At 40.0% G+C, this 26,791-nt stretch carries 23 protein-coding genes; 16 read left to right on the top strand and 7 right to left on the bottom strand.

Features of this window, described 5'->3' with window-relative positions; genetic code table 11:
- The 14 genes from I6N96_RS00345 to I6N96_RS00280 all read left to right on the top strand — a co-directional run bounded on the left by I6N96_RS00345 (position 1) and on the right by I6N96_RS00280 (position 17,311).
- The gene (locus I6N96_RS00345; RefSeq protein ID WP_209555516.1) at positions 1-1,470 is read left to right on the top strand and encodes a helix-turn-helix domain-containing protein; all 1,470 of its coding nucleotides are present in this window, start codon (positions 1-3) and stop codon (positions 1,468-1,470) included.
- A gap of 62 nt (positions 1,471-1,532) precedes the next feature.
- A complete protein-coding gene (locus I6N96_RS00340) occupies positions 1,533-2,444 on the top strand; it encodes an aldo/keto reductase (RefSeq protein ID WP_209555515.1) in 912 nt (303 codons plus the stop codon).
- A gap of 22 nt (positions 2,445-2,466) precedes the next feature.
- Positions 2,467-3,177 (top strand): hypothetical protein, encoded by a 711-nt coding sequence (locus tag I6N96_RS00335; protein ID WP_209555514.1) that lies wholly within the window; start codon positions 2,467-2,469, stop codon positions 3,175-3,177.
- A gap of 489 nt (positions 3,178-3,666) precedes the next feature.
- Complete coding sequence (gene polA, locus I6N96_RS00330; RefSeq protein ID WP_209555513.1) at positions 3,667-6,312, top strand: DNA polymerase I; 2,646 nt, start codon at positions 3,667-3,669, stop codon at positions 6,310-6,312.
- A 275-nt stretch (positions 6,313-6,587) separates the two neighbouring features.
- Positions 6,588-7,433: a DNA-formamidopyrimidine glycosylase gene (gene mutM, locus I6N96_RS00325; RefSeq protein ID WP_209555512.1), complete on the top strand. Its 846-nt coding sequence runs from the start codon at positions 6,588-6,590 to the stop codon at positions 7,431-7,433.
- Positions 7,430-8,035, top strand: a complete 606-nt coding sequence (coaE, locus tag I6N96_RS00320) for a dephospho-CoA kinase (protein ID WP_209555511.1) — start codon at positions 7,430-7,432, stop codon at positions 8,033-8,035. Before mutM ends, coaE begins: the two co-directional genes overlap by 4 nt.
- Before the next feature lie 134 nt (positions 8,036-8,169).
- Complete coding sequence (gene nrdR / locus I6N96_RS00315) at positions 8,170-8,655, top strand: transcriptional regulator NrdR (RefSeq protein ID WP_209555510.1); 486 nt, start codon at positions 8,170-8,172, stop codon at positions 8,653-8,655.
- Positions 8,656-8,667: 12 nt separating this feature from the next.
- Entirely contained in the window at positions 8,668-10,080 is a 1,413-nt protein-coding gene (locus I6N96_RS00310; protein ID WP_209555509.1) for a replication initiation and membrane attachment family protein, read from the top strand.
- Positions 10,080-11,009 (top strand): primosomal protein DnaI, encoded by a 930-nt coding sequence (dnaI, locus tag I6N96_RS00305; RefSeq protein ID WP_209555508.1) that lies wholly within the window; start codon positions 10,080-10,082, stop codon positions 11,007-11,009. The genes I6N96_RS00310 and dnaI overlap by 1 nt, the downstream gene beginning before the upstream one ends.
- A gap of 227 nt (positions 11,010-11,236) precedes the next feature.
- On the top strand, positions 11,237-11,716 hold the full coding sequence (locus I6N96_RS00300) for a hypothetical protein (protein ID WP_209555507.1): 480 nt from the start codon (positions 11,237-11,239) through the stop codon (positions 11,714-11,716).
- A 587-nt stretch (positions 11,717-12,303) separates the two neighbouring features.
- Positions 12,304-14,922, top strand: a complete 2,619-nt coding sequence (gene clpB / locus I6N96_RS00295; RefSeq protein WP_209555506.1) for an ATP-dependent chaperone ClpB — start codon at positions 12,304-12,306, stop codon at positions 14,920-14,922.
- A gap of 296 nt (positions 14,923-15,218) precedes the next feature.
- Positions 15,219-15,509 carry a hypothetical protein gene (locus I6N96_RS00290; RefSeq protein ID WP_209555505.1) on the top strand — a complete coding sequence of 97 codons (291 nt, stop codon included), beginning with the start codon at positions 15,219-15,221 and terminating at the stop codon, positions 15,507-15,509.
- Positions 15,510-15,515: 6 nt separating this feature from the next.
- Complete coding sequence (locus I6N96_RS00285) at positions 15,516-16,004, top strand: WxL domain-containing protein (RefSeq protein ID WP_209555504.1); 489 nt, start codon at positions 15,516-15,518, stop codon at positions 16,002-16,004.
- A 377-nt stretch (positions 16,005-16,381) separates the two neighbouring features.
- Positions 16,382-17,311, top strand: coding sequence for a TMEM175 family protein (locus tag I6N96_RS00280; RefSeq protein WP_209555503.1), 930 nt, complete (start codon positions 16,382-16,384; stop codon positions 17,309-17,311).
- 42 nt (positions 17,312-17,353) lie between these two features.
- Here I6N96_RS00280 and I6N96_RS00275 read toward each other — a convergent pair whose 3' ends face one another.
- Positions 17,354-17,800, bottom strand: coding sequence for a hypothetical protein (locus I6N96_RS00275; protein ID WP_209555502.1), 447 nt, complete (start codon positions 17,798-17,800; stop codon positions 17,354-17,356).
- A 60-nt stretch (positions 17,801-17,860) separates the two neighbouring features.
- Positions 17,861-19,216, bottom strand: coding sequence for an MATE family efflux transporter (locus I6N96_RS00270; RefSeq protein WP_209555501.1), 1,356 nt, complete (start codon positions 19,214-19,216; stop codon positions 17,861-17,863).
- Positions 19,217-19,405: 189 nt separating this feature from the next.
- Here I6N96_RS00270 and I6N96_RS00265 point away from each other — a divergent pair, with 189 nt between their 5' ends.
- A complete protein-coding gene (locus I6N96_RS00265; RefSeq protein ID WP_209555500.1) occupies positions 19,406-20,425 on the top strand; it encodes a hypothetical protein in 1,020 nt (339 codons plus the stop codon).
- Between the two features lie 159 nt (positions 20,426-20,584).
- Here I6N96_RS00265 and I6N96_RS00260 read toward each other — a convergent pair whose 3' ends face one another.
- The 5 genes from I6N96_RS00260 to I6N96_RS00240 form a co-directional block, all read right to left on the bottom strand.
- Positions 20,585-21,529, bottom strand: a complete 945-nt coding sequence (locus I6N96_RS00260) for an alpha/beta hydrolase (protein WP_209555499.1) — start codon at positions 21,527-21,529, stop codon at positions 20,585-20,587.
- A gap of 211 nt (positions 21,530-21,740) precedes the next feature.
- Positions 21,741-22,430 (bottom strand): DUF2238 domain-containing protein, encoded by a 690-nt coding sequence (locus tag I6N96_RS00255; protein WP_209555498.1) that lies wholly within the window; start codon positions 22,428-22,430, stop codon positions 21,741-21,743.
- A 27-nt stretch (positions 22,431-22,457) separates the two neighbouring features.
- On the bottom strand, positions 22,458-22,937 hold the full coding sequence (locus I6N96_RS00250; RefSeq protein WP_209555497.1) for a nucleoside 2-deoxyribosyltransferase: 480 nt from the start codon (positions 22,935-22,937) through the stop codon (positions 22,458-22,460).
- A 22-nt stretch (positions 22,938-22,959) separates the two neighbouring features.
- Positions 22,960-23,460 carry an AAA family ATPase gene (locus tag I6N96_RS00245; RefSeq protein ID WP_209555496.1) on the bottom strand — a complete coding sequence of 167 codons (501 nt, stop codon included), beginning with the start codon at positions 23,458-23,460 and terminating at the stop codon, positions 22,960-22,962.
- Between the two features lie 15 nt (positions 23,461-23,475).
- Positions 23,476-24,696: a GNAT family N-acetyltransferase gene (locus tag I6N96_RS00240; protein ID WP_209555495.1), complete on the bottom strand. Its 1,221-nt coding sequence runs from the start codon at positions 24,694-24,696 to the stop codon at positions 23,476-23,478.
- A gap of 249 nt (positions 24,697-24,945) precedes the next feature.
- On the opposite strand from I6N96_RS00240, the gene lepA reads away from it, so the two are divergent.
- A complete protein-coding gene (lepA, locus tag I6N96_RS00235) occupies positions 24,946-26,781 on the top strand; it encodes a translation elongation factor 4 (RefSeq protein ID WP_283811149.1) in 1,836 nt (611 codons plus the stop codon).
- Positions 26,782-26,791 lie beyond the last annotated feature (10 nt).

Here is a 26,791-nt window from a genome sequence, read left to right as displayed (position 1 = left end):
ATGGATATTAGAGAGATTTTAGATTTTGAGACGAAAAAGATTTTGGAGATATTGCGCCTTCTACAGCAATCGACGAAGGAGCTTTCTTTTAGAACACTTGCAGAAGAGCTATCCGTGCATGTGAAAACAGTAGCCCGATATGTGGAGAAGATTCAGAGATTACTGGTAGATTATGGAATGAGCCGACAGCTGAGTCTGACTGTTCGAAAAAAGTTAAGGCTAGTGTTTGTAATGGAAAATCCTTGGTATCTGGAGAGATTCCGAATATTTTTGATACAAAGGGCACCGGAGATGGTCATTCTTGAGAAGACGATTCATTCTTCTTCTTTTACGATAAAAGAGCTGTCTGTACAGTTGGAGGAAAGCGAGCCTCAGGTCAAGAAGAGATTGACTAAGATAAGACGGTGGCTTCAGCCTTTGAAACTGACCTTAAGGCGCAACACCTTTGAGCTTATTGGTAATGAGTTGCAGATACGCGGATTTATTCAGCAATTCTATCGAATAACTGCATATCATCAGGAAAATATTGACCAGTATCTATTTAGTAGAAAAGCAGAACGAATCTGTCAAGAAATCGCGTTGTTCTTTCATCTGCGACTTAACTACCTACAGGAAAAACAATTGTGGTCACTTGCTTATATTCAGCTGGTCCGTGTCAAAAAGAGAAAGACAGTTGCGCTTGATGAGTCTCTGAAAAAGTATTGTTTAAATAGTGTAATGTATTCTTCCTTTGTTTTGCAGCTTCAGTCGAAAGGAATACAGGAATTTTCTGCTGAGGAAAATATGTATCTGTTTTTGATTGTTCAAGCAATGTTTGCGGAGAATTTTAGTCAATCACTGAAAGAAAAATTTATTTATGAAAACTACGCGAATAAAACAGCTGCCCACATTCAGACTGCTTACGGTGCAGAGATGCTGAAAAACAGCTTTAATGAACACGAATTTCTTTTTGATAAGCATGTGTATACATCTTTGTTGAGTTTTCACTTGTATTATGAACTGAGTGATTTTTTACCCTATGAAGATCTTTCATTTTTTAAACAGTTAGCGATTGCTTATCCAGTTTCCTTTCATAAGCTGAATCAAGGGATTCGAGGGCTTTCGAAGATGAATGATCACTTTCAGAAGATTCCCAAGGCTCAGCTGCTTTTACGTTATTTTTACATATTTTCTGAGATGGTTGCGCCTGTTCTTCTTGAACGTCAAAAGAACATTTATTTAGTCTTAGACTGGGGACCAGAGCAAAAAAAGCACTTGATACAGAGAATATCCTCTCACTTTAAAAACAGAAGAAACATTCGATTTGTTGAAGGAAGAATTTATTCTGAATATAAGAATGCCGATGTGATTTTAACAACAGCGATCCATTCTTTTTTCATTGAGCAGCGATTGAGCTGTCCGGTACTTACAATCATCAATTTGCCGGAAGGTGCGTTGCTGGATCAGTTGGAAATTATTTTAGCAGATTAAAACTAAAACCCTTTCACTAATTTGTGATAGAATAGAATCATTAATGAATGGGAGGCTTTTCGATGAAAAAAATTCAATTTGGTACAAGTGATTTGACCGCAGCTTCAGTGATTTTAGGCTGTATGCGTATGAACGATGCTGAGGCACCTCAGCGTGTGTTGGAAACTGCTTATGAACATGGAATCGATTTTTTTGACCATGCAGATATATATGGCGGGGGAGAATGTGAAACAATTTTTGGTAAGGCGCTAAAGGACAGCAGTATCTCCAGAGATGACATTATCATTCAAACAAAATGCGGCATTCGCAAAGGGATGTTTGATTTTTCAAAAGAGCATATCGTTGAATCTGTTGAGGCTAGTTTGAAACGTTTGGGTGTTGATTATGTAGATGCGTTGCTTTTACATCGTCCGGATACTTTAGTCGAACCAGAAGAAGTCGCAGCAGCGTTCGACCAGCTTGAACAACAGGGAAAGGTAAAATATTTTGGTGTAAGTAATCAGAAACCTATGCAGATCGAATTGCTAAAAACAGCAGTTAAGCAGCCGCTTGTTGCTAATCAGCTGCAATTTGGGATCAAACATACGGAAATGGTGGATCAAGGAATCCATGTAAACATGAGTGATTCAGGAAGTATCGATCATGACGGCAGTGTGCTAGATTATTCTCGTTTGAAACAAATGACGATTCAAGCATGGTCTCCTTATCAATATGGATTCTTTGAAGGTGTCTTTATTGGTAACGAAAAATTCCCGGAATTGAACAAGAAGATGGAAGAAATTGCAGAAAAATATGGTATCACACCAACAGGTCTGGCGACAGCTTGGATTTTAAGACATCCAGCGAACATGCAGGTAATTGCCGGAACGATGAATCTTGGTCGAATCGAAGAAATCGCTAAAGCTTCAGAAGTTGTGCTTAGCCGTGAAGATTGGTATGCCATCTATTTAGCAGCAGGAAATATTTTACCTTAATCATAAAGTGAGGAAACAGTGCATGAAATCTTCACAACAGGAGCTTTCCAATAGAGGATACTTAGAGAAAGGCATCATTTCAAGCAACTCAGCAACTAGAGAAGAGCTTTTCACACAATTAACTAATTCTGAACCTGTGCAGCGATCATTAGCAGCGCGCGAACTTGGCAATCGCTTCATTCTGGTAGCTGGGACCGCTGAAGTGCTGCTTGAACACTTGATTCTTGAAAAGAAGCTGTATACTCGCTTGGAAATCTGTCAGGCTTTAGCAAAAGGAGATGCTCTAACGGTTTATGCGATGATTCCATACCTGAATACGATTGGCAACAGCCAATATCGATCAATCGCAGAGGCAAAAACCTCCAAAAAGAAATCATATCCCCTGCCAAGGGGGATCGTTGCTCGAACATTAGGGAATATGGGGGCATTTGCGGCAGATATTTTACTTGAGAATCTGAAACAGAAGGAATATGCCGCAGAAATGATTGAAGGCCTGGGCTATCTAACTTATAACAAACCAGAATTACAAACACAGGAGAACTACGAAAGAGCTAAGGGCTACTATGAATTGTATAAAGAAGATTTGCTTTTTGTTTGGAAGTTTGTCATTTTCAGCTCAGCCTTTCCATATACCTATACGGAGCCAACATTAACTGAAATTGGTCGACAGTTTTCAGAAGAAGCGATTCAACAAGAACTTAAAAGAACAGTTGTTGTTTGTAAAAGACATTGATCTATCGTTAAAAGTTTACAAAATGAAAAATTTTCAGTCACAAAATATTCAAATTTGAGCAGTACAATGAACTCAATAAGAAATTGAAATTAAGTGTGAATTTCATTTGTGTGAACTCTAAATTGACCAAAGCAGTCCTCCTAAACTGATGCGGTCACCAGATAAGAATCTCTTTAGCTAGTGTGGGCTACAGAGATTCTTTTTTTGTCTTCCAATCTCTGTATAAAAAGACATAACAAACTGTAAAGAGAAGGCTTATAAAAAGAGCGATTGTCAAAAGCCGTGTGCTCTTCTTACTGCATTTTTCATGAATATTTGTTAAAATAGAACAGAGTCTGATTCTGAAGGAAGAAGAAAAAAATCAGTATCGATGAAGCAAAATAGTGATTTTTGGAGAAGCAAAAAGTCTTCGATCACAAGACTGAGGAATAATGAAAAAACTGAGAAATCACTTGACCAGTTTTTACAAAAAATAGAAGGAGCACGTAAATGGCTAAAAACAAATTATTATTAGTAGATGGAAATAGTGTAGCTTTTCGAGCATTTTTTGCTTTACACAATTCTTTGGAGCGTTTTAAAAACAAGAATGGGCTGCATACGAATGCTGTTTATGCCTTTAATACAATGTTTGAAAATGTGATGACAAAGGAGCAGCCAACACATGTGCTGGTCGCGTTTGATGCTGGGAAAACAACGTTTAGAACGGAGTTTTATGCAGAATACAAAGCGGGACGTTCAAAAACACCAGGTGAATTCAAAGAACAAATGCCTTATATCCGTGAGCTGCTTACCGGTTTAGGTGTTCAATATTATGAGTTGGACAACTATGAAGCGGATGATATCATCGGCACGTTAGCGAATAAAGTATCAAAAGAAGAATTTGATGTAGTTGTTCTTTCTGGAGATCGAGATTTGACACAGCTTACGACAGATTCTGTGAAGGTGGATATAACAGTTAAGGGAGTCAGTGATATTGAATCCTATACACCGGAATATGTAGCTGAAAAGTACGATGGATTGGTACCTCTTCAAATCATTGATATGAAAGGTCTGGCAGGTGATACCTCAGATAATATCCCTGGCGTGACTAAAATTGGAGAAAAAACAGCAATCAAGCTGTTGAAGGAATATGGTTCTGTTGAAGGTGTCTATGAGCATATCGATGAAATGAAGCAAAGCAAAATGAAAGAAAATCTGATCAATGACAAAGAAAAGGCCTTTTTATCGAAACGTCTAGCAACGATTGAAGTAAATGCTCCTGTTGAAGTAGACATAGACAGCTTGAAATATGAAGGAAAAGATTTAGATAAGCTTGTTCCCTTTTACAAAGAAATGGAGTTCAAGCAATTCTTAAGCAAGCTGAATATTGAAGAAGAAGTTCAACCTATGGAGGATGTTCACTTCAAGGTTGTCGATTCATTTACAGAAGATATGTTTACAGATGATATGGCGCTATACATTGAAATGATGGAAGACAATTACCATATTTCGCCAATCGTTGGGGCAGCTTGGGGAAATGAGAAGCAAATCTATGCGACAAATGATCTGGGACTATTCGAAGCACCGGCTTTTGTCAATTGGTTGTTGTCTGATAGCTACAAGAAGAAAGTGTATGACATGAAACGCACTTATGTAGCCTTGAATCGTTATACTGGAAAAATGCAGGGCGTAAGCTTTGATGTGTTGTTGGCGGCGTACCTGTTGGATACGAATGATAATAACGCAGATATTGAAGGCGTTGCACAGCATTATGGCTATACAGATATTCAATCAGATGAAGCAGTTTATGGTAAAGGCGCGAAAAAGGGTCTGCCGGAAGATGAAGAACTCTTCTTTAGTCATTTGGCTAGGAAAATTCAAGCAATCAATATTCTTTCCGATAAACTGGACAAAGAACTGGAAGAAAAGGATCAAGCAGATCTTTTCTATAAAATGGAGCTGCCGTTGTCTCGAATTTTAGGCGATATGGAAATAACTGGAATTCGCGTAGATGCACAACGCTTGAGAGAAATGGGTGTAGAATTTTCTGAGCGATTGAGAGAAATCGAACAGAAAATCTATGAGGAAGCAGGAGAAGAATTCAATCTGAATTCACCTAAACAGCTTGGTGTTATTCTATTTGAAAAAATGGGACTTCCTGTGATCAAAAAAACAAAGACAGGCTATTCTACTGCGGTTGATGTGCTGGAGCAGTTGAAGGAACAGGCGCCAATCGTAGAGGATATTCTGATTTACCGACAAATTGCCAAAATTCAATCCACTTACATTGAAGGATTATTGAAGGTGATTCAGCCAGATAATAAGATCCACACTAGATACGTACAGACCTTGACCCAAACGGGACGTTTAAGTTCTGTTGATCCGAATCTGCAGAATATTCCTATTCGCCTGGATGAAGGGCGTAAAATTCGTCAAGCATTTATCCCTAAAGCAGAAGACTGGTTGATTTTCTCCTCTGACTATTCTCAAATCGAGCTGAGGGTATTGGCTCATATTTCAGATGATGAGCATTTGAAGCAGGCATTTATCGAGGGGCAGGATATTCATGCAAGTACAGCAATGCGTGTCTTTGGATTGGAGAAGCCGGAGGATGTGACACCGAATATGCGTCGTCAGGCGAAGGCAGTAAACTTTGGTATCGTGTATGGTATCAGTGATTATGGCTTGTCACAAAATCTGGGAATTACTAGAAAACAGGCACAGCAGTATATTGACACTTATTTTGAGAAATACCCAGGTGTAAAAAAATATATGGAAGAAATTGTTCGTGAAGCAAAAGACAAGGGCTATGTTGAGACGCTTTATCATCGTAGACGTTACCTAAACGATATCAATTCAAGGAACTTTAATCTTCGATCATTTGCGGAACGGACAGCTATCAATACGCCGATTCAAGGAAGTGCGGCAGATATCTTGAAGCTGGCGATGATCAATATGGCGGATCGCTTGGAAAAAGAACAGCTTGAAGCAACCATGCTTTTACAGGTTCATGATGAGCTAGTCTTTGAAGTACCGGAAAATGAGCTGGATAAACTGAAGGAAATCGTTAAAGAAGAAATGGAAAATGCTGTAAGCCTTCATGTGCCGTTGATAACAGACAGCAGCTGGGGCAAGACTTGGTACGAAGCCAAATAATTAAATCTAAAAATAGCCAATGACAGAAGTAGGTTAGCTTTAAGAGAGAGTCTTTTTATTGTTGTGGTATGGCTTAAGTATTGTAGATAAGCTATGCAAGGACTGAAAGGCTTAACAGAGTTTGATATGACTGAATTGTTGGGTTTTAGCTTATGGGGTGAGTGGAACGAGTGATGTCCCACTCACCCTTTATTACTTGGCTAAAAACCAACTGATCATGTGGTTGATCTCTGGGTAACACTAGAAAAAATGCGTACGATTGGAGGGCAAGAATTATGCCGGAATTACCAGAGGTTGAAACAGTTCGTAAAGGATTGGAAAAACTGGTTACAGGAAAAAAGATTGCATCAGTAGAGGTGCTTTGGGGAAGAATCATTGAGCAGCCGGAAAAGGAGTTGTTTGAGCTTTCTCTTCAAGGTCAGAAAATAGATAAAATTGAGCGTAGGGGAAAATTTTTGATTTTTAAATTGACGGATTTTGATATGATTTCTCATTTGCGTATGGAAGGGAAATATGAATTCCATGAATCCAAAGAAGACCCTGTAGCCAAGCATACTCATGTTCGTTTTATTTTTACAGATGATACAGAACTGCGATACTTAGATGTGCGTAAATTTGGTCGGATGGTTCTTGTAGAAAAGGACAAGTCTAATGAGTACAAAGGAATTCTGTCATTAGGACCGGAGCCAATCCCAGAAGTCTTCTTGCTCGAACCATTTCGAGCTGGACTAAAAAAACACCATAAAGCAATCAAGCCCTTGCTGTTGGATCAAAAGCTAGTAACTGGGTTGGGAAACATTTATGTGGATGAAGCACTTTGGGAAGCAAAGATCCATCCGGAGCAGCCGGCAGATACGTTGACGAAAAAGGAGACAGAAGCATTATATCAATCAATTATAGATGTGTTGGCACGTGCGGTAGAGGCTGGTGGTACAACGATTCGCAGTTACCTGAATGCTTTAGGCGAGGCTGGTAAATTTCAGATATCTCTTCATGCCTATGGGCAAACCGGAGAACCATGCCTGCGTTGTGGTACGCCGATTCAGAAGACTAAGGTTGCACAACGTGGTACACATTTCTGTCCAAACTGTCAAAAGCTGAAAGTGAGGAAAAGCAGATGAGTTTAGTGCTGGGGTTGACAGGCAGCATAGCAACGGGGAAAAGTACTGCTGTAGAAGTGTTCAAAAAAGCGGGCTTTCCAATTGTAGATTCTGATCAAATCGCTCGTGAAGTTGTTGAACCCGGCACTCCTGGATTGGCGGCTATTATCACTGCTTTTGGGTCGTCTGTTTTGCAGTCTGATGGTTCATTGAATCGAAAAGCGCTTGGAAAAATAATCTTTTCTGATGATGGAAAACGAGAACAGTTAAATGGGATTTTAGCGCCATTTTTACTGGAAAAGATTGTAGGCGATATTGAAGAGGCGAAGAAGGGAAGCCCGCTGGTGATAGCTGATATTCCTCTCTTATATGAGCAGGGGTATGAAAAATACGTGGATCTGGTGGCAGTGGTCTATATACCCGAGCAGGTGCAGATGACTCGTTTGATGAATAGAGATTCGCTAGATGAAGAAGAAGCCAAACGTCGGATGAAAAGTCAAGAATCAATTGAAGAGAAAAAGAAACAAGCAGACATTGTCTTTGATAATCAAGGAACCGTTGCTCAGTTGGAAAAGCAGGTGGTCGACTGGTTGACAGCAATGGAGCTGTTGAAGAAAAGCTAGTTTAGTATTTATTCGACTACGTTTTTCAAGTAGAGAGACCGTCAGTAAGAAATCCTCCGAATAACTGGTATATCATACATTTCATGTTATAATATAACTACTAATCAACTAAATAAAAAATCGAGGTGATCACTGTGCGTTGTCCAAGATGTCATCATAACAACTCAAGAGTAATCGACAGCCGTCAGGCTGACGATGGAAGAGCCATTAGAAGAAGAAGAGAGTGTGAAAGCTGTCATAATCGTTTCACGACCTTTGAACGAATTGAAGCAGCTCCTCTGTTAGTCATCAAGAAAAATGGTGATCGTGAAGAGTTCAATAGAGATAAAATTTTACGAGGTCTGATCCGTTCAGCGGAAAAACGGCCAGTCACAATGGAACAAATGGTCAAAATTGTAGATAATGTAGAAAATCGTGTACGGGAATTAGGCGAGAATGAAGTATCAACAACACTGATTGGAGAGTATGTAATGGAGGATCTTGTTACATTGGATGAGATTTCCTACATTCGCTTTGCCAGTGTATATCGCCAATTCAAGGACATGAGTGTTTTCTTGAAGGAGCTTCAGGAAATTGTCGATAAGGCAAATTCTCAGAAAAAAGATGCGGAGCAGGAATAAGGGGGTCTTTCCGTGACGAACAATAGGAAAGAAATCCAACCAAAGCAAATCTTCAACGTGTTGGTAAATACGCCTTTTTCTGATCAGGAGAAAGAGATACTGACCTTTTTATATCAGCCGATTGTAGGTGCGGGAGCATTTAGTCTCTTTTTAACACTGTTGTCGGAGGTTCGTTACTCTGGTATGAGTGAGAGCTTGTTTCACAGAGAACTGATCATGCTCTTGGACATGGGGAGCAGACAGTTAGAAGAAGCACGTGCCAAGTTGGAAGGTATAGGCTTGCTTGATACCTTTGTTAAGGAAGATGGCGAGCTTGGCTCAATCTATGTTTATCGGTTGAATCATCCGGAAGCTGTTGAGAGTTTTTTTAAGGATGAAATATTGGCTCTGACATTATTGAACCAAGTAGGGGAGAAGAAATTCAATCAGCTGTTCGAACGATTCCAACCAAACTACATGGAGTTAGATGAGTATCAGAATATTTCTGCTGATTATCAAGAGGTATACGGTTTTAGGGAAGAACAGCTTATTACTGAAGGCCCTCACTTGAATGAAATCAAGCAGGCATTTGATGATCCTGAACCTAAAAGAAAGATTTCTGCTGTAGATTCGACGCTTTTTGATTGGGCGTTCTTTGTGTCTCAGGTTGAGCGTTTTGGTTTGAAGTTGCCGAAAAAGGTGGATGAGCTAAAAGAAGAAATCTATTTATACAATCGATTGTATGGAACAGATGAGCTGGAAATGCTGGAATTTGTTAAATTCTCCTTTGACTATCATACAAATGAAATCAATCGCAAGGCGCTGCGGCAAATTGTTGATCGCTCCTATCGTGAGAATCGACAACAAAAGACCAGCCAAGTGAGAAGAAATGAGGAAGCTGTTTTGACGGAAGAGGAACAACGATCTTACCGTTTCAACTCGCTGAAAATGGAAGGATTCTCTGAAGCGGATATTCGTTCAATCATTGATAGTGAGACGATTCCCCCCCTGAAATATTTGGCAGCTGTACAGAAACAGACCGGCGGCTTTGGGACAGGGCAGGAGGAGAAGATCATTGAGAATCTGGTCAAGCGTTCAGGATTGCCTAACAGCGTCATCAATATCCTGATTTCCTACGTATTGATCATTCAAAAGCAGCCCACATTGACGGGAAGCTATGTATATACGATTGCCAATGACTGGGCAAAGAAAGAGATTTTTTCTCCGGAAAAAGCAATTACTTATCTGAAGACCAAACAGGCGGATAATCAAAAGAAAAGACAGGGTAGAGAGTACTCATCGAATAAACGCCAGCAAGTTGTGCGCAAAGAAAAGCTGCCGGATTGGGTGGATAATCCAGTACCGGAAGAAAAGCTTTCAACAGAAGCGCAGGAAAAACTGGATAGAGAAATGGAAGAATTTTTACGGAGACGAGGTGAGCGATAATGGAAGATGTAGGAAAAGAGATGTCGAAGATCATTCGAAGCAGAGACTTGAACGACCGTTTCAATGAGTTGGTCAAAACTGTGATGGATGATCCGGATGTGAAGAAATTCATCGCTGATCACCGAGACCAATTGACAGATGAAGACATTGAGAAAAGCTATTCAAAGCTTTACGAGTTTGTTCAGGAAAAGAAAAAATTCAATTTGAATGATCCGTCAATGATCGCGCCCGGCTATGAACCAAAGCTGACCTTGAATTTCCATTATATTGATGTCACTTATGTCCCGACTGAGATACTTATTGCGAAGCAAAAAGAAGATGAACTGCGAAGAAGGGTCAGCGCAATGACGATGCCGAAGGATGTTCGCCAAGCGACTTTTGCAAAATTCGATCGATCATCAAGCGGGCGTTTTGAAGCATTGAGCGAAGCAACAAGATTTATTGATGATTATGTCAGTAATCCTCGAGAGTTTCATAAAGGCCTGTACCTGCAAGGAACATTTGGTGTAGGGAAATCGTATCTTCTAGGAGCCATAGCTAATGAGCTGGCAAAAGATGCAGTCTTGACGACAATCATTCATTTTCCGACATTTACGGTAGAGATGAAGCAGGCAATCGCAAAGGATCTTGTAGGAGAGAAACTGGACGCTGTGAAAAAAGCTCCTGTTCTGATGATTGATGATATCGGTGCAGAGTCAATGACCAGTTGGATCAGAGATGACATTTTAAGTGTGATCTTGCAATATAGAATGCAGGAACAGCTGGTAACATTTTTCTCATCCAACTTGGATATGAGAGCATTAGAGGAGCATTTGACGATTTCTCAAAGAGGCGAACAAGAACCATTGAAGGCAAAGCGTTTGATGGAGCGTATTCGTTACTTGGCTAAGGAGATCACCTTAAGCGGACAAGATCGTCGTAATGGGTAGAAAAGATTGACTACAAATTTTTATGCACTGTAAAACATTATTTGTTGAAGAGTGATTTTAATTACTGAAAAACTGCAGTATGAGGTGGATTATCATCTTATGCTGCTTTTATCTATTCATTTTTAATTAATTTTTCTTAATAAATAAGTCGAATGATTTACAGCAATCACTTTTCCTTTTAAACTAAAGGTAGTTCTTATAATAACAAATGGTGGGAGAGTGGACGTATGAAAAAAGTTAAAATGGTTATTGCAGGTGCTGCTTTGCTCGTTTTACTGGGGGCTTGCGGTCAGCAAAATAACGCCACAAAGGAAAGTAGTGAGGCAAGCGTGTCAACGGAACAATCAACGAATCAATCAACAGCTGACAGTACATCTGGTTCAAAGGATCAGGCTTCTGAAAGTTCTGTATTTACTGGTGTCTTAGCTGAGGATGCAAATGTAACTGATAGTGATAATAGTATACGAATTTCATTGGATAAAATAGAAGCAGTTTCAGATCCGGAAGAGATGCTGCCAAGCTTTCAAACAAATGGTGTGATCTTGAATGCACAAGAGGAACAGCTGGCTGAAGGGTTAACTGTTGAACAGCTGAAGGCTGGAGATAAGATCCAATTTACATTAGCAGAACTGCCTATAATGACGATGTCCATTCCTCCTCAAATACCGGGAAATTCAATCACGTTGATTGAAAAAGTAGAAGAATAAATAACGGTGAGAATTACATCCGCAGCTGATTCAATGAAAATCAGCTGCGGTTTTTTTGTACTTCAGTAAAATGTGTATGATTTGCTGGCATCGTAATCACTCAAGCATCTAGTTATTTTTGATAAAGGGATATCCACTATAAGATACTTACTCAGGTTAGTCCTACAGACTGATTTTTATTTGTTTCAGGTTTGCTACACTGGAACATAGGAGATCGAAGCCTGGATGTTTTAAACGAAGGTCAACAAAGGAATAGATAATGTTTGACCTTCTTTGACCAATTGGGTATAATTTACTCATGAACATTCATTATCTTTGAATTTTATATGGGAGAAGCCCATAATAAAGTTGAGGATAGTTATATATAAATCCTATAAAAGAAATAGGTTTAGACTTATATTAACCTACGGATAAGGAGCACTGATCAAAAAGGAAGTGTTGAATATCCTGATACGTATTCTTCTATCATTGGAGTAGAGATACCTAGATTAGTCTAGTGGAAGGAACAAAGTGGAAAAACCAGCTTTTCAAGTAATGACAGCTTTTACAGGATATATATAGATCACCATGTTTAGGAGGAAAATTCTATGAAGATTGAAAAAATGACTACAACTTTACAAGAGGCAATTGCCGAAGCACAGCAAATCGCTGTTACACGTCGCCATCAGGAGATAGATATCGCACATTTATGGAAAATATTCTTGCAGCCGAATCATTTTGGACGTAATTTCTACACGGATGCTGGAGTGGATGTTGATGCCTTTGAGCGAGAAATTGATTCGGCATTGGATGAATATCCAAGTATTGAGGGTGGAAACGTGCAATATGGTCAGACAATGAGCCAGAACCTTTTCAGTTTATTCAGTGAAGGAGATAAGCTGAGAGAAGCATTTCAAGATGAGTTTCTGTCGACGGAGATCGTCGTACTGGCGTTGATGCGATTAAAGAACTATCGTCTGACAAAGTATCTGCAAAGTCAGGGAATTACTGAAAAAGAGTTGAGAAAGAATATTGAAGCAATGAGAGGCGGGGAACGAGTGACTTCTCAAAACCAAGAAGAACAATACAAGGCATTGGAAAAATACGGTGTTGATTTGGTGCAGCAGGTCAAAAGCGGCAAGCAGGACCCAATTATTGGTCGTGATGAGGAGATCCGTGACGTTATCCGTATCTTATCCAGAAAGACGAAAAATAATCCTGTGCTGATGGGTGAGCCTGGGGTCGGTAAAACGGCAATCGTTGAAGGCTTAGCACAACGAATTGTTCGAAAGGATGTGCCGGAGAATTTAAAAGATAAAACCATTTTTTCTTTAGATATGGGGGCGTTGATTGCAGGTGCCAAATTCCGTGGTGAATTCGAGGAACGACTAAAAGGCGTTTTGAAGGAAGTCAAGAAGAGTGATGGTCGAATCATTCTATTCATCGATGAAATTCATAATATCGTTGGTGCCGGAAAAACAGAAGGCAGTATGGATGCAGGAAATCTGCTGAAGCCGATGCTTGCACGTGGAGAGCTGCATTTGATAGGTGCGACAACACTGGATGAATACCGTCAGTACATGGAAAAGGATAAGGCTTTGGAACGTCGCTTCCAAAAGGTTCTTGTCAAGGAACCAACTGTCGAAGATACTATCAGTATTTTAAGAGGCTTAAAGGAGCGCTTTGAAATCCATCATAGCGTGAATATACATGATAATGCGTTGGTCGCTGCTGCGACTCTTTCAGATCGCTACATCACGGATCGCTTTTTACCGGATAAAGCAATTGATCTAGTGGACGAAGCAAGTGCTACGATTCGAGTAGAAATGAACTCAATGCCGACTGAACTGGATCAGGTAACACGTCGTTTGATGCAGCTGGAAATCGAAGAAGCAGCGTTGAAAAAGGAATCCGACGATGCTAGTAAAAAGCGGCTAGGCAATCTTCAAGAAGAGCTGGCTGATTTGAGAGAAGAAGCCAACAGTATGAAGCTGCAATGGGAAACAGAGAAAGATGAAGTGAACGCTGTCAGCAACAAGCGTGCTGAGATCGATAAAGCGAAACATGAGTTGGAGGATGCAGAAAACAACTATGACTTAGAACGAGCAGCAGTTCTCCGCCATGGAACGATTCCAGATCTTGAAAAAGAACTGCAGGAGCTGGAAGAAAAGAATAAGTCAAACAATATCCGAATGGTACAGGAAGCAGTTACTGAAAATGAGATTGCTCAAGTAGTCGGGCGTTTGACAGGTATCCCTGTAACGAAGCTGGTTGAGGGAGAACGCGAGAAGCTGATGAAACTGAATGAAACATTGCATAAACGTGTAATTGGACAGCATGAAGCGGTAGATGCTGTCAGTGATGCGGTGATTCGTTCTCGAGCAGGGCTTCAGGACCCTAATAGACCTCTAGGCTCATTCTTATTCTTGGGGCCGACAGGTGTCGGTAAAACAGAGCTGGCTAAGGCATTGGCTGAGAACCTATTTGATTCAGAAGAGCATATGGTTCGAATCGATATGAGTGAGTACATGGAAAAGCATAGTGTGTCACGTTTAGTTGGAGCTCCTCCAGGCTATGTCGGCTATGAAGAAGGTGGTCAGCTGACAGAAGCTGTGCGTAGAAATCCTTATACGATCGTCTTATTGGATGAGATTGAAAAGGCCCATCCGGATGTGTTCAATATCCTCCTTCAAGTGTTGGATGATGGACGGTTAACGGATTCCAAGGGAAGAGTTGTTGACTTTAAAAATACTGTATTGATTATGACGAGTAATATTGGTTCACAGCTGCTGTTGGAAGGCGTAACTGCGGACGGAGAAATACCGGAAGCTGTTGAGGAGCAGGTCAGAACGATTTTGAGAGGGAACTTCAAACCGGAATTTCTGAACAGAATCGATGACACCATTCTATTTACACCGCTTAGTCTGGATAACGTAAAGGGAATCATTACGAAGATGACGGTTCAGCTTTCTAAACGTTTGGAACACCAGGAAATTGAACTGGTTATTTCAGATGAAGCGAAGGATTGGATTGCACAGCAGGCCTATGATCCGGCCTATGGCGCAAGACCATTGAAACGTTTCCTGACAAAAGAAGTAGAAACACCGTTAGCAAAAGAAATCGTTTCTGGAAGAGTGATGCCGAAAACAAAAGTGATCATTACTTTGCTGAATGATCATCTGGTTTTCGAAAATGAACCATTGGAAGAGATTGTCATCAGTAAATAATAAACTAGAGCTTAAGCAATAACGTCGTTTGGATGTTATCTTAAGCTCTCTTTTTTCGATTTCATGAACTATTTTTCTAATTATCAATCAGGAGAAATAAGGATTTCTAAAAATGAAATAACTAATGAAAACGGGATTTATATATGTTTTGTATAAAAAAGTATATATATGATTCTGTTTAAAAAATATCTTTTTTTGATTTTTGTTAAATTAATTTAATGATCTTTGTGTTATGTTACAATTGTTATGAAACTATTTAGGAGGAATATAAATGAAAAAATGGGTTTTTTTGGGGTATGTTAAGTATTTTTAGTATTTCTGGTATTCAGGCAGCAGCAGAGAGCTACGAAACGCCTGCTTCTGTTGAAGCACTAGGCGGGGAAATGAGTATGGAGGTATCACATGGAGGGCTCAACTTTGGGGAAATTACTCCTTCGCAAGATAAGAAACAATATTTTCCTGAAGTCAATCAAAGAGAGCATATGAAAAATATCAACCTGCCAATTGAGGTATTCCATAATGAATGGATGATGAATCCTTATGATCCTTATATTCAACCTGCATATCCAAGTGAGTGGCCTCCTTGAACATACATGGATGCAAGAGCCTACAATGTAAGAATTGTAGATAATACATTGGGAAATAGCGGTTGGAAGCTATTAGTGAGGCGGATACCATTTGTTCATGTCGGCACTGGAAAGCAGATTGAAAATGAACATTTCTTTGTTGGACAAATGAAGGACAATGCAGAGGTCCATGGCGTAGATATAAGCGATCCAAATAGCAATTGGAACGACCCTAATGGGTATGAACTATACTCGGCGACGACAATTGGTTTTGATAACATTGGGGTTGCCAACTATAAAGGAACGGCTGCAAAAGGCGAACACTTGATTTCAATGCTCTCTCCAGATAACGAAGAAGGCAAGAACTTGAAGCAGCCTGATCTTCCAATCGATCAGGACTATATTTACACAGAGAAAAATATCACACTTGGGCTGGATAAGCATTCAGTGATTTCCGAAGCGGGCCAATATCAAGCGACCTTGGTTTGGACCTTGCAGGTTGCTCCGGCTCTTTAACAATAAATAGATATTAAACGCAAAGAGGCTGAGACAGAAGTGTTTAGCTACAAGCAATAAGCCGGAATTCACGAAAATTGTTTCACAAATTTTTGTTGAATTCCGGCTTATTGTCGTAGGAGCTACTTCTGACTCGCCGTTTATTCAGATTTAGAGTATGGAAAAGAGTGGCAACAGATTATTGTCCCACTCTCTTTTTATGCGTACGGACTTTTGCGACAAGCCTAACAACTGCCAGTATTCTTCAATCGTGCTATACTAAAAAGTATCGAGTTAACAAAATGGTACGCAAGGTAAATGTCCTATAAGGATGTGTTTCAGTATCAAGTATTACAGGATATAATCAAATTGGAAATTGGCTGAAGGGGAGAATTGCTATGGAGAAGATGAAGGAAAGAATTGTTGCATTTGGAGATGCGATTATTGCAATCATTATTACGATCATTGTATTGGAGCTTCCTATCAAGCTGTCTTCATCGGGCGAAGTGGACATGTATGTTTTGTTTCGTTCGATCGGCATCTACTTTATCAGCTTCTGTTTTGTAGCAGATCTGTGGTATCAAGGCGCCCAAAAATTCAATCAAATCAAAAAGATCAAAAACAAGGATTTTGTCATCTATATGCTCTTTCTTTTCACGTTGTCTTTGATTCCGACCTTTACTCGCTTGTTGATTGAGGACACAAATAGACAGGTTGTTTTTTTCTATGGCATCCTTAGCTTTGTCGTTACGCTTCTTTGGTCACGCCTGATCCATTCTTTGGGAGCACAGATTGAAGAGAAGGAGAAGCTGCCTGAGTTTTTCCTGCAAAGAGAAGCGAAGCGGCAAGGGCTTATGCTGTTGTTCCGCTTATTGATTTTAGTGTTTGCCTACTTTTTCCCAAGATACGGATTGGTTGTCTACTTAGTCTTGCCAATCATCGGTTTTATGCAAAATATTGTGGACAAAGAAGAGGATCACTATGTTTCTCAAATGAACGAAGAACAGAAGGATTACTATGTAGATGATTTGAAAAGAGAACGTGGGAGTAACGTTCGGAACTACGTGCAGCTGCTTCGATCTTCTTTTTCTAATGAAGGACAAAGTGCTGCTGAAAAACAGCAGTGGTGGTTGAGCTTTAATGATCAGTGGCAAAAGCAGCTGGACAACCAATTAGATGAAGTAAGTAAAAAGATAGAGGCTGCAAAGAATGAGTCAGAGAAACAAGCATTTGAAATGAAGAGGCAGCGACTACTGGCAGAACAGCAGAAGATTCAAAAAATCATGAAAAGAACAGATGAACGTCTTAATTCGAGAAGAAGACATTAAGAATAAGGGATTCGATTTGATCAAACCGAATCCATTATTTTTTTAGCTGATTTCTGTCAGATATTGTTCAACCTCAGTGGTTGTTAGTTTGCGTATCTGCGTACCAGTAAAGGTTTGATAGGCAGAAAAACGATAAACAGGGACTTTATCAGAACAGCGCTTGTTCTTATTTTTTTTTAGGTAAAGATCCAGTGCCTCATCAGAAGAAAAGATCTTGTATGATTCTCGTCCATTATTATTAGTCAGGCAATAAATGCCGCAGGATTTTTCTTCCGTAACATCAGCTGTTCGCAAATAAAGAATAGCAGTCTCAAGAGATTGAAAAGGGAAATTCCATCGCTGGAGATTCCGTTTCTCATCCTTTTGGATACAAATGCAGCGACCGCAGCTTCCACAAATATATTGCTCATGATTTTCAAGGCACTCTCTTACGCCATTCAAAGGGGTGATTCTATTATGTTTACTGTAGCATTCCTTACAAAGACTCATGATATGTCCTCCTCTTATAACACTTGAAAATTCCAACCTTTATTTCAACATCAAGTCCAGCTAGTCAATGGATAATGCAGCTGTTTCAGAAGCTCGCAGTTGACGAAAAGTCAAAAAGCAGGCAATAGACAATGGAATTGCTGCAAGTGCCCATGCTAAAGGGTTCGCCAGTGTTAAGCCAAAGAAGCCGAGTTGCTCGGACAAAAGAAAAGCAGCGATAAAGCGACTGATCAGCTCCATAGCCCCTGAGATCGTGGGAACAGCACTTTTACCAAGACCTTGAAGTGTAAAGCGACAGATAAACAAGATGGACAATAGCCAGTAACTTAATCCGTTGATTTGCAATACTTGAATGCCAAGCTCAATTACCTCATGTTCCTTATGATTGACAAAAATCCCAATCAGCTCAGCACCAAATAACCAGTTGAAGGCACCCATCACGACAGCAATTATTAAGGATACAAATAGCAGGCGTTTAAAGGCGTAACGAATGCGGTCAAATTTTTTCGCACCAAGGTTTTGTCCTGCAAAAGTGGCAAGGGCAGTTCCTAAAGCTTGAACAGGCATTGATGAAAAGTATTCAATTTTTCCTGCAGCAGTATAAGCAGCAACTGCTGCGGTTCCCAACAGGTTTAATGAATATTGCAGAGCTACCTGTCCTAAGCCAATGATGGAATACTGAAAGCCCATAGGAATTCCCAACGCCAATTGCTTGTGTACCTCTTGTTTATCCAACTTAAAATCTTTTTTCCTAACCTGCAGTAAGGGAAAGCGGTAGACGATGAATAAACCACAACCTATAGCAGCAACGGCTTGTGCAATGACCGTGGCAATTGCAGCCCCGCGAACCCCCATAGGAATGACCTGAACTAAAAACCAATCCAAAAAAACATTCAGAATACAGGCAACAATCAAAAAATATAAAGGAGTCCGACTATCTCCTAACGCTCTAAGCATATTGCTAAGTAGATTGAAACCGAATGCGGTGATACTACCTAAGTAAATAACAGATAAATATTGATAAGAAAGTTCCATGATCTCAGGCGGCGTCTGCATAAATGTGAGCAGCGGACGAATCGACAGAAAGCTGATGATCGTTACAACCACAGCTATCGCCAGACTGAGTAGAATACTCGTCGCAAAGCTCTCCTTGATTTTCTTTTCATTCTTACTGCCGAAATGCTGTGAAAGAATAATTGAGAATCCAGCACCGCAGCCTTGTGTAAAGCCGAGAACAACAAACATTAGGCTGCCGGTTGCACCAACAGCCGCCAGCTCATTCACACCCAACAGCCGCCCGACAATCATTGTGTCAGCAAAATTATAAAATTGTTGAAACAGATTTCCAATAAAAATTGGAATCATAAACCATAAAATCTTTTTTATTGGTTCCCCATAAGTTAAGTCCTTTTCCATAATGCTCCTCAATTCTTTTCTGTTGTCGAACTTATGTTCTTTTTCAGTCTAGCATTAGTATTTGTCTCCGTCAAGACAGTAAATAAAGTTGAGGCAGCTTTCTAAAAATCGGGATTTCATAAAATAATCAGCTGTTTGTTTGCGCTATTATTTGCTATCATTGATTGTATTAAATGAAGGAGAAAATAAATGGGACAACGAGCAAATCTTATTATCATGGAGAATAATACATACAGCATTTATTACGATCATTGGGCAGCGAACTCTTTGGATTCCTATCTATTTTGGGGGCCTGAAAAGGCGATTACTTTCTTTAGAGATCATGAAAAATCAGGAGCAGAGTATTGGTTGGACACAGTTTGGTGTGAAGGAGGAGCTGTGATTGATTTAGATTTGAACGTTCTGATATTCTTTGGCGGGGAAGATATCAAATATGACATCCCTTTAAGAAACATGTATTTGAAGCTGCTAAGAATAATGTGGTCAGGCTATTTAGTTAAGTGGGGATTCAATGGCGTCTTGGATTTGGCAGCCTATGTTGGCTACAGTGCTGTTGATCAGCTTGGGGAGCCAATGCATTCATACGATAAATCGAATTGGGAAGACTCTTTTACCGAGGCTGTAGGGCGGGAACTGGAGGGGGCGTTAAGTGTCACTAGCCATGAAACACTGAAAATACATCCGATTTTTGGATACGATGCCGGAAGTAAGCTTTTGTTTGCAGGAGAAAGAATCGTGGAGAACGTAGAGCAGCAGGCAGGGTGTCTTGAATTTTCATTTCCCGATTTATCAACAGAGACCTACACGGATTTTGCAAGGCAAGGATTGCATTTGGATTTGGATAACCATATGCTTTTCTTTTGGATGGATAGACCACTTGCTGTTTTTGAAAGTCAGCTTCAGCCGTTGTGGCCAACTTGGACAATTGTGAATTTATGGGATGATTATAGAAAGCATGAATTGTTGACTCAAAATCGATTGACTTATTTAGGGAGTGAGGAAAACAGATTGATCAATCAAATTCGTACAATTGTCTGCCGTCCGTACAAAAGCGAAGGTGATGCTGCCGATAAGTTGATTTCAACACTTGAAGAAGATGGAAAAACAGTCGAAGTCAATCCATTGGTTCATGCAACAAGTCTGTTCGATATGCCGGTTGATTTAAGGTTGCAGATATTTGATAAGGTTATTGTTAAAGCCGGTCTGTAAAGCATAAAGAGTGAAAACAACTGGATAGAAGGAATTGAATGAAATAAGTACAGAAGCATGTGTCTTTCATGAAATGACTTGTCAAGTAGGACCTGTCAAATTTCATGAGACACATGCTTTTATTGGTGCATATTTTTCATTTATGGCTGTAGCCAGCTATCAGCTATAAAGCACACTTTTCAGGAAGTCTATCCTCTTAGCAATATTTTCTTTCGTGATCGTGCTTTCTGCTTCGGCATCATAGCAATGAATCGTTCGTTTTGTTTCATTTAGCTGAACAGGAACCCCCGCTTTTGCCATTGACTTGGCATACGCGATTCCTTCATCTCTGAGGCAATCAAATTCAGCTGTCTCCATATAAGCCTTTGGTAAATTCTCAAAGGAAGCCGTTTTGATAGGAGAAACATATTGAGGAGTACCTAAATCACCATTTTTCAAATAAAGCGGCCACATTCCTTTGGAAAGAACCGAATTCCAGATAGGTGTGTCAGTGAAAGCTATCATGGATTCTGTTGCCATGTCGGCATCTGTTGTAGGAAAACAGATCATCTGTCCGGTGATGCTTGGACCATTTTTATCCCTTGCCATTTGAGCAACGGCTGCAGTCATACAACCGCCGGCACTATCTCCACCAATAGCAATACGTTCAGGATCGATTCTCAGCTCATCAGCATGTTCCGATGCCCACTCAAGTAAAGAGTAGCAGTCTGTTAGAGCCGCCGGGAATGGATGCTCCGGCAATAAGCGATAGTCAATATAGATCACTTTACAAGGAGTCGAAAGTGCATAATCCCGCAACAAGCCAATATGGTGAGCCATACCTGTTATTAGAAATCCTCCTGCGTGATAGAACAATAAACAAGGAGCATCCTTTGTATTTTCCAAAGAATGAGGCTCAATAATCTGAATGTCACACATGTAACCATCTGAGCTTTTTATCTTCTTTTTGGTAACGCTTACCAAATTATCGCTATTGTTTTCTGACCATAGCTTACGAAGCTCGACATTCAACGCAGCGAAGTCATCCAATGTTGCTGTGTTTAGAAAATCATACTGCTCACTGATACTGTCAAAATCTGAATGGTAATCATATTTTTTAATCATAATAACTCTCCTTTATAAGTGTAATTTCTTACATGATAACATTATTATGTAATTGGTGCTATATTAATTTTAAACTATTTTTTTAATAAAATTTAAAAACTTGTGAGGTAGAAATATTTAAAAATGGGTGAGAGCGTACTGTTTAGAGGAGGGAAGAAAAAAACTGCGCAGTCTCTAAGTCAGAAAGTACGCAGTTTTATAAATTAAATACTCAGGATTCTTTTGTAGTTGTCTCTTTTCTAAAAGCATAAGATTTAAAATACTCAGGCTTATGACGTTGAGTGAAACTGTAAACCGTCAAAATCAATGCACCCAAGGTATTCGTCAGAAGATCGCCCATCGTATCCATCAAAGCTTCTCGACCAATGTACGGCTGTCCTGCTTCTGTCATATAGCGCTGCAGATTCATGTTTCCGATGCTGTCACATAGAAATTCCCAGAATTCCCAGAACACGCCGCAAAGACCGGCAAAGGCAAACCCCATGACGATAAAAAGCCAAGGACTGACTTTTGAAAAATCACTGTCCTTCATGTAGTAGCCAATCAATGCATAACCAACTGCAACCAGTAAGATTGGGCTGACCGCATGGAGAATCTTATCCCAGAAAGGAATAACGATGATCAGTCGCAGCCCAGTTCCTAGAAAAACGGAAATCCATAAAAAGAACCAATAATATAGGCGGACGATCTTAGGGAAGACCAATCCGGTAAAACGGGTAAAAATAAATGGTAGGAAGATAATTGCAATCCCAGCAATCATTTCCACAGTCAGCAATTGATACTGACTTGCCGGCTCCACAGTAAATATTTTTACAATGTTTACGCCTAACGTGATAATCCCAAAAATCAGCAGGAAGAAAAACGCCAGCCGTTCCTGTTTATCCTCAAATTGTAATTTCATTTTTTTCTCCTCCTAAAATCGTATGAACTATTTCTCAATAAATTCCTGTATGGCTTCTAAAAAACCTGCTTCCGTGTTATAAACATCGCCATTCAGCTTGATCAGGCCAACTGTGTAAAGATTCAAATAGTGAAACTGATTCTCTCCGGTTTCTTGTAGTGCCGCCAGTTTTTTTGAGTTATCAGCACCTTGCTGGCGAGTATCTGTGTAGACTGCAATGACAGGAATGTCTTTTGCATAAGCAACACCGATCTCGGAAGCAACTCCTGCATCAATTGTTAAACCATCCAGAACAGCAACCAGCAGGTCACTTTCCAATACTTTTTCTGTATCTGCCAACGCAATCATCTTACTGTCAGCATAGGCTGCTTTATCATTGATTGCCTCATTTTCCTGTGGCAAGTATACTTGAATTTCCGAGCTCAATGCTCGAATTTCCTTCACCAAGTATTCATTATAAAGTAAATCTGCTTTTGCGAACATTGGACCAGCGAAGTAAATTTTCATAAAATAAATCCTCCAATATTAATTAATTAGAAATATGTTTCAGTAAACTATTAGTTGCTTCCTCTATGGAGAGAGTGGAAATATCAATACATGTTGTGTTGAGTTCTTGATACAGAGGGAGTCTGATCAAGCTACTTTCCAAGTGTGCAGCCGCTCTATTTCCCTGTTGGACATCCTTCATAAAGTGATTCGTCAATGTCTGTTCATCACTGATTAATGAGAAGGAATGAAACTCAAACGGTTCATTCAAGCCGGTGACTAATGAATCAATAATTGTCTGTTCATGCATCACCCAACAAAAGACGATTGTTTGAATGGTTGTATTCTCCAAAAAAGAATTGAGCAGAAAGGTTATGTTTTTTATGACCATTTCTTTATTTTCATCATTGACGATAAATGGATGAGTATCCCAGCACCAGTCGCCGTCAAGAAAAACAGAGTGCTCTAACTTCTTGGCAAGCGACTTACTGATCGTCGTTTTTCCGATGCCCATAGGTCCGCCAATAAATAGGACTTGCTTCATTAGATTGCTCCTTTCTTAGAAATCATCACTAAAATAAGCTTCCTGATCAGGTAAGATTCTTTCAAGAGTGTCTAAGGTATCTTTATCGGTTTCCAGTCGTTCGATCCGATAGAGATAGTTGGGGCGGCGGTAATTCATGAACAGGCAGGTCAGTGTCTGAATATCTAATGTTACCGGATTGCCTATAGGCTCATCACCGATGATTACACGATCATTCTCATCCCATTGTAAAGAGAAGACGCCGTTATTCCACTCAGCAACAGGATCTTTTACAACGAAGTGGAAGGCCTCAGTCGTTTTTTTAAAGGGATACATTGAAAGAAATCCTTTTACATCCACAATTCGAGCCATAAAATAGGGTTCAATCGTCTCTTTTATCTGACTATCCTCAAGTAAGAAAGCTAATGGTTCATTTTTATAGATATTTCCTTTGACCCAGTAAACCATTGAGAAGTGAGCGGTAATAAAATTCCACAGTCCGTTTCGTGCTTCTTGATTTAAATAGAACATTTCTTTAATATGGAAAACTTCTTCAGCTACCCAGTAAAAGAGGATACCTGTTGGCTTATGGTCTGCATCATAATAGATAGCGGCTGTACGTTCTTCTTCATTTTCAAAACGCCAGTACTCTTTCCAGTTGAATTTGCTGCGGATCATTGCACCGTGGTTTTGTAAGGCAAACTGATCATAGACTGTAAATACATCCTCGTGATCGACCGCTGTTCTTTCGACTAATCCCGGTACAGTAACCGCTTTTGGCAGCTGGGTATCTCGAATGCTGAAGGTCAGCTTATCTGACATGATTTCCCAGCCTTTGCGGCGATAATAAGGAATGCTATAGGGATATAAGTAAGAAATCCACTGCTTGTCTTCTTTCATGGTCTTGAGTGCTGTATGAATCAAATCTTGCATCAATCCATGATTAGCATACTCAGGATAGGTGCCGACACCAGTGATCCCGCCCATTTCATAAATTGAACCATGGATATTTACACGACAGGGATAGATGGATATTTGTGAAATCAGCTTGTTATCATGAAACCAGCCGAATACCTTGGACAGCTCTAAAATAGGTCGTTTGGAACGGACAAATTCCCGTTTATTATCAAAGCCGCTTTCTTCTAAATCAGATTCAGTAAATTGGAAGACATAGCTGAGCAGCTCGTTGAATTGGTCAAGGTATTCTTCACCAACAGGCCTCAGCTCCAATTGTTTTCGAAATTCATTCTGATCCATTTTTATCTCTCCATTTTCCTTCTTATTTTTATAACAAGTATATCAAAAAACACGAAAACATACAGAAAAGTAGTGCTTATCGTAAAAAAAGAGTGAAGAAAACGTTTTCTAATGGTTGGTTATTTTTTTTACAGATACGGAAAGGCAAGAATCTGATTTTATCAGAAAAGCATTTGATGAAAGTTCTTTAAATCTATAAAAAACCTTGTTATAATGAGAACTGCTGATTGAAAAGAAATGAGGAAGACAATGAATATAAATGATATGAAAAAAAGGCAGGAAAAAATTCGTAATTTTTCCATTATTGCCCATATAGACCACGGAAAATCAACGCTTGCTGATAGAATATTGGAGAAAACCAATACAGTGACTTCCCGTGAAATGCAAGCTCAGCTGTTGGACTCGATGGATCTTGAGCGGGAGCGTGGGATCACGATCAAGCTGAATGCTGTTGAGCTGAATTATACAGCGAAGGATGGGGAGACCTATATTTTCCACTTGATCGACACTCCGGGACACGTCGATTTTACCTATGAAGTATCAAGAAGTTTAGCTGCCTGTGAAGGAGCTGTGTTGGTTGTTGATGCTGCACAAGGGATTGAAGCACAAACGCTGGCGAATGTTTATTTAGCATTAGATAATGATTTGGAAATTTTACCGGTCATCAATAAGATTGATTTGCCGGCTGCTGATCCGGAGCGTGTTCGTCAGGAAATCGAAGATGTGATTGGGATCGATGCCAGCGAAGCGGTTTTAGCTAGTGCGAAAGCAGGAATCGGGATCGAGGATATTCTTGAACAGATCGTTGAGTATGTACCAGCACCGGCAGGCGATGTTGAAGCCCCGTTGAAAGCATTGGTTTTTGACTCCGTTTATGACAGCTATCGCGGTGTTGTTTTAAATGTCCGTATCATGGATGGGGTTGTTAGACCTGGAGATAAAATCCAGATGATGAGTAATGGTAAAACCTTTGATGTAACAGAAGTTGGCGTATTTTCTCCAAAAGGGATCGCCAGAGATTTCTTGATGGTAGGAGACGTAGGCTATATCACAGCCAGCATCAAGACAGTACAGGATACACGTGTCGGAGATACTGTTACTTTAGCGGATAACCCTGCTGAAGAAGCACTAGATGGATATCGGAAGATGAATCCAATGGTGTATTGCGGACTATACCCAATTGATAATTCTCGCTACAATGATTTAAGAGAAGCGTTGGAAAAATTACAGCTGAATGATGCAGCTCTACAATTTGAACCGGAAACATCTCAGGCTTTAGGCTTTGGATTCCGTTGCGGCTTTTTGGGATTGCTGCACATGGACGTTATTCAAGAGCGTCTGGAAAGAGAATTCAATCTGGAACTAATCACAACAGCACCATCAGTTATCTATCACGTGAACAAAACAGACGGCTCGTTGGTTGTTGTAGATAATCCAGCAGATTTCCCAGACCCAGGTGTGATCGAGTCTGTGGAAGAGCCTTATGTGAAAGCGCAAATCATGGTGCCAAATGACTATGTTGGAGCAGTGATGGAGCTTTCTCAAAGAAAGCGCGGCGAGTTTATTACGATGGATTATCTGGATGATTACCGCGTGAACGTGGTTTACTATATTCCATTATCAGAAATTGTTTTTGATTTCTTTGATAAGCTGAAATCAAGTACAAAAGGCTATGCGTCTCTGGATTATGAGATGAGTGACTATCGTACAAGCCGTCTGGTGAAGATGGACATTCTTCTAAATGCTGAAAAGGTCGACGCATTGAGCTTTATCGTCCATAGAGAGTTTGCCTACGAACGTGGGAAAGCAATCGTTGAAAAGCTGAGAAAGCTGATTCCAAGACAGCAGTTTGAAGTACCGATCCAAGCAGCAATTGGACAAAAAATCGTTGCCCGTTCCGACATCAAGGCCTTGCGTAAAAATGTATTGGCGAAATGTTACGGCGGTGACGTTTCCCGTAAGCGTAAGCTGTTGGAGAAACAAAAAGAAGGTAAGAAGCGGATGAAACAGATTGGTTCTGTAGAAGTGCCTCAGGAAGCCTTTATGGCTGTTCTTAAGATGGACGAGGACGAGCCGAAGAAATAAATATAGAGTA

Origin of the sequence: Enterococcus larvae, assembly GCF_017830045.1 — a bacterium.
Classification (GTDB): domain Bacteria; phylum Bacillota; class Bacilli; order Lactobacillales; family Enterococcaceae; genus Enterococcus_L; species Enterococcus_L larvae.
The sequence above is the reverse complement of the archived record's forward strand: the minus strand, read 5'-3'. Positions and strand labels throughout refer to the sequence as shown.

Excerpts from the sequence above, each read along its gene's own strand:
- I6N96_RS00345 (WP_209555516.1), top strand. The coding sequence starts at position 1 with ATGGATATTAGAGAGATTTTAGATTTTGAGACGAAAAAGATTTTGGAG.
- I6N96_RS00290 (WP_209555505.1), top strand. The coding sequence starts at position 15,219 with ATGTTAAGTATTTTTAGTATTTCTGGTATTCAGGCAGCAGCAGAGAGC.
- I6N96_RS00250 (WP_209555497.1), bottom strand. The coding sequence starts at position 22,937 with ATGAAAATTTACTTCGCTGGTCCAATGTTCGCAAAAGCAGATTTACTT.
- dnaI (WP_209555508.1), top strand. The coding sequence starts at position 10,080 with ATGGAAGATGTAGGAAAAGAGATGTCGAAGATCATTCGAAGCAGAGAC.
- I6N96_RS00255 (WP_209555498.1), bottom strand. The coding sequence starts at position 22,430 with ATGAAATTACAATTTGAGGATAAACAGGAACGGCTGGCGTTTTTCTTC.
- lepA (WP_283811149.1), top strand. The coding sequence starts at position 24,946 with ATGAATATAAATGATATGAAAAAAAGGCAGGAAAAAATTCGTAATTTT.
- coaE (WP_209555511.1), top strand. The coding sequence starts at position 7,430 with ATGAGTTTAGTGCTGGGGTTGACAGGCAGCATAGCAACGGGGAAAAGT.
- mutM (WP_209555512.1), top strand. The coding sequence starts at position 6,588 with ATGCCGGAATTACCAGAGGTTGAAACAGTTCGTAAAGGATTGGAAAAA.
- I6N96_RS00240 (WP_209555495.1), bottom strand. The coding sequence starts at position 24,696 with ATGGATCAGAATGAATTTCGAAAACAATTGGAGCTGAGGCCTGTTGGT.
- I6N96_RS00275 (WP_209555502.1), bottom strand. The coding sequence starts at position 17,800 with ATGAGTCTTTGTAAGGAATGCTACAGTAAACATAATAGAATCACCCCT.
- I6N96_RS00285 (WP_209555504.1), top strand. The coding sequence starts at position 15,516 with ATGGATGCAAGAGCCTACAATGTAAGAATTGTAGATAATACATTGGGA.
- I6N96_RS00300 (WP_209555507.1), top strand. The coding sequence starts at position 11,237 with ATGAAAAAAGTTAAAATGGTTATTGCAGGTGCTGCTTTGCTCGTTTTA.
- I6N96_RS00335 (WP_209555514.1), top strand. The coding sequence starts at position 2,467 with ATGAAATCTTCACAACAGGAGCTTTCCAATAGAGGATACTTAGAGAAA.
- I6N96_RS00280 (WP_209555503.1), top strand. The coding sequence starts at position 16,382 with ATGGAGAAGATGAAGGAAAGAATTGTTGCATTTGGAGATGCGATTATT.
- polA (WP_209555513.1), top strand. The coding sequence starts at position 3,667 with ATGGCTAAAAACAAATTATTATTAGTAGATGGAAATAGTGTAGCTTTT.
- clpB (WP_209555506.1), top strand. The coding sequence starts at position 12,304 with ATGAAGATTGAAAAAATGACTACAACTTTACAAGAGGCAATTGCCGAA.
- I6N96_RS00270 (WP_209555501.1), bottom strand. The coding sequence starts at position 19,216 with ATGGAAAAGGACTTAACTTATGGGGAACCAATAAAAAAGATTTTATGG.
- I6N96_RS00340 (WP_209555515.1), top strand. The coding sequence starts at position 1,533 with ATGAAAAAAATTCAATTTGGTACAAGTGATTTGACCGCAGCTTCAGTG.
- I6N96_RS00265 (WP_209555500.1), top strand. The coding sequence starts at position 19,406 with ATGGGACAACGAGCAAATCTTATTATCATGGAGAATAATACATACAGC.
- I6N96_RS00245 (WP_209555496.1), bottom strand. The coding sequence starts at position 23,460 with ATGAAGCAAGTCCTATTTATTGGCGGACCTATGGGCATCGGAAAAACG.
- I6N96_RS00260 (WP_209555499.1), bottom strand. The coding sequence starts at position 21,529 with ATGATTAAAAAATATGATTACCATTCAGATTTTGACAGTATCAGTGAG.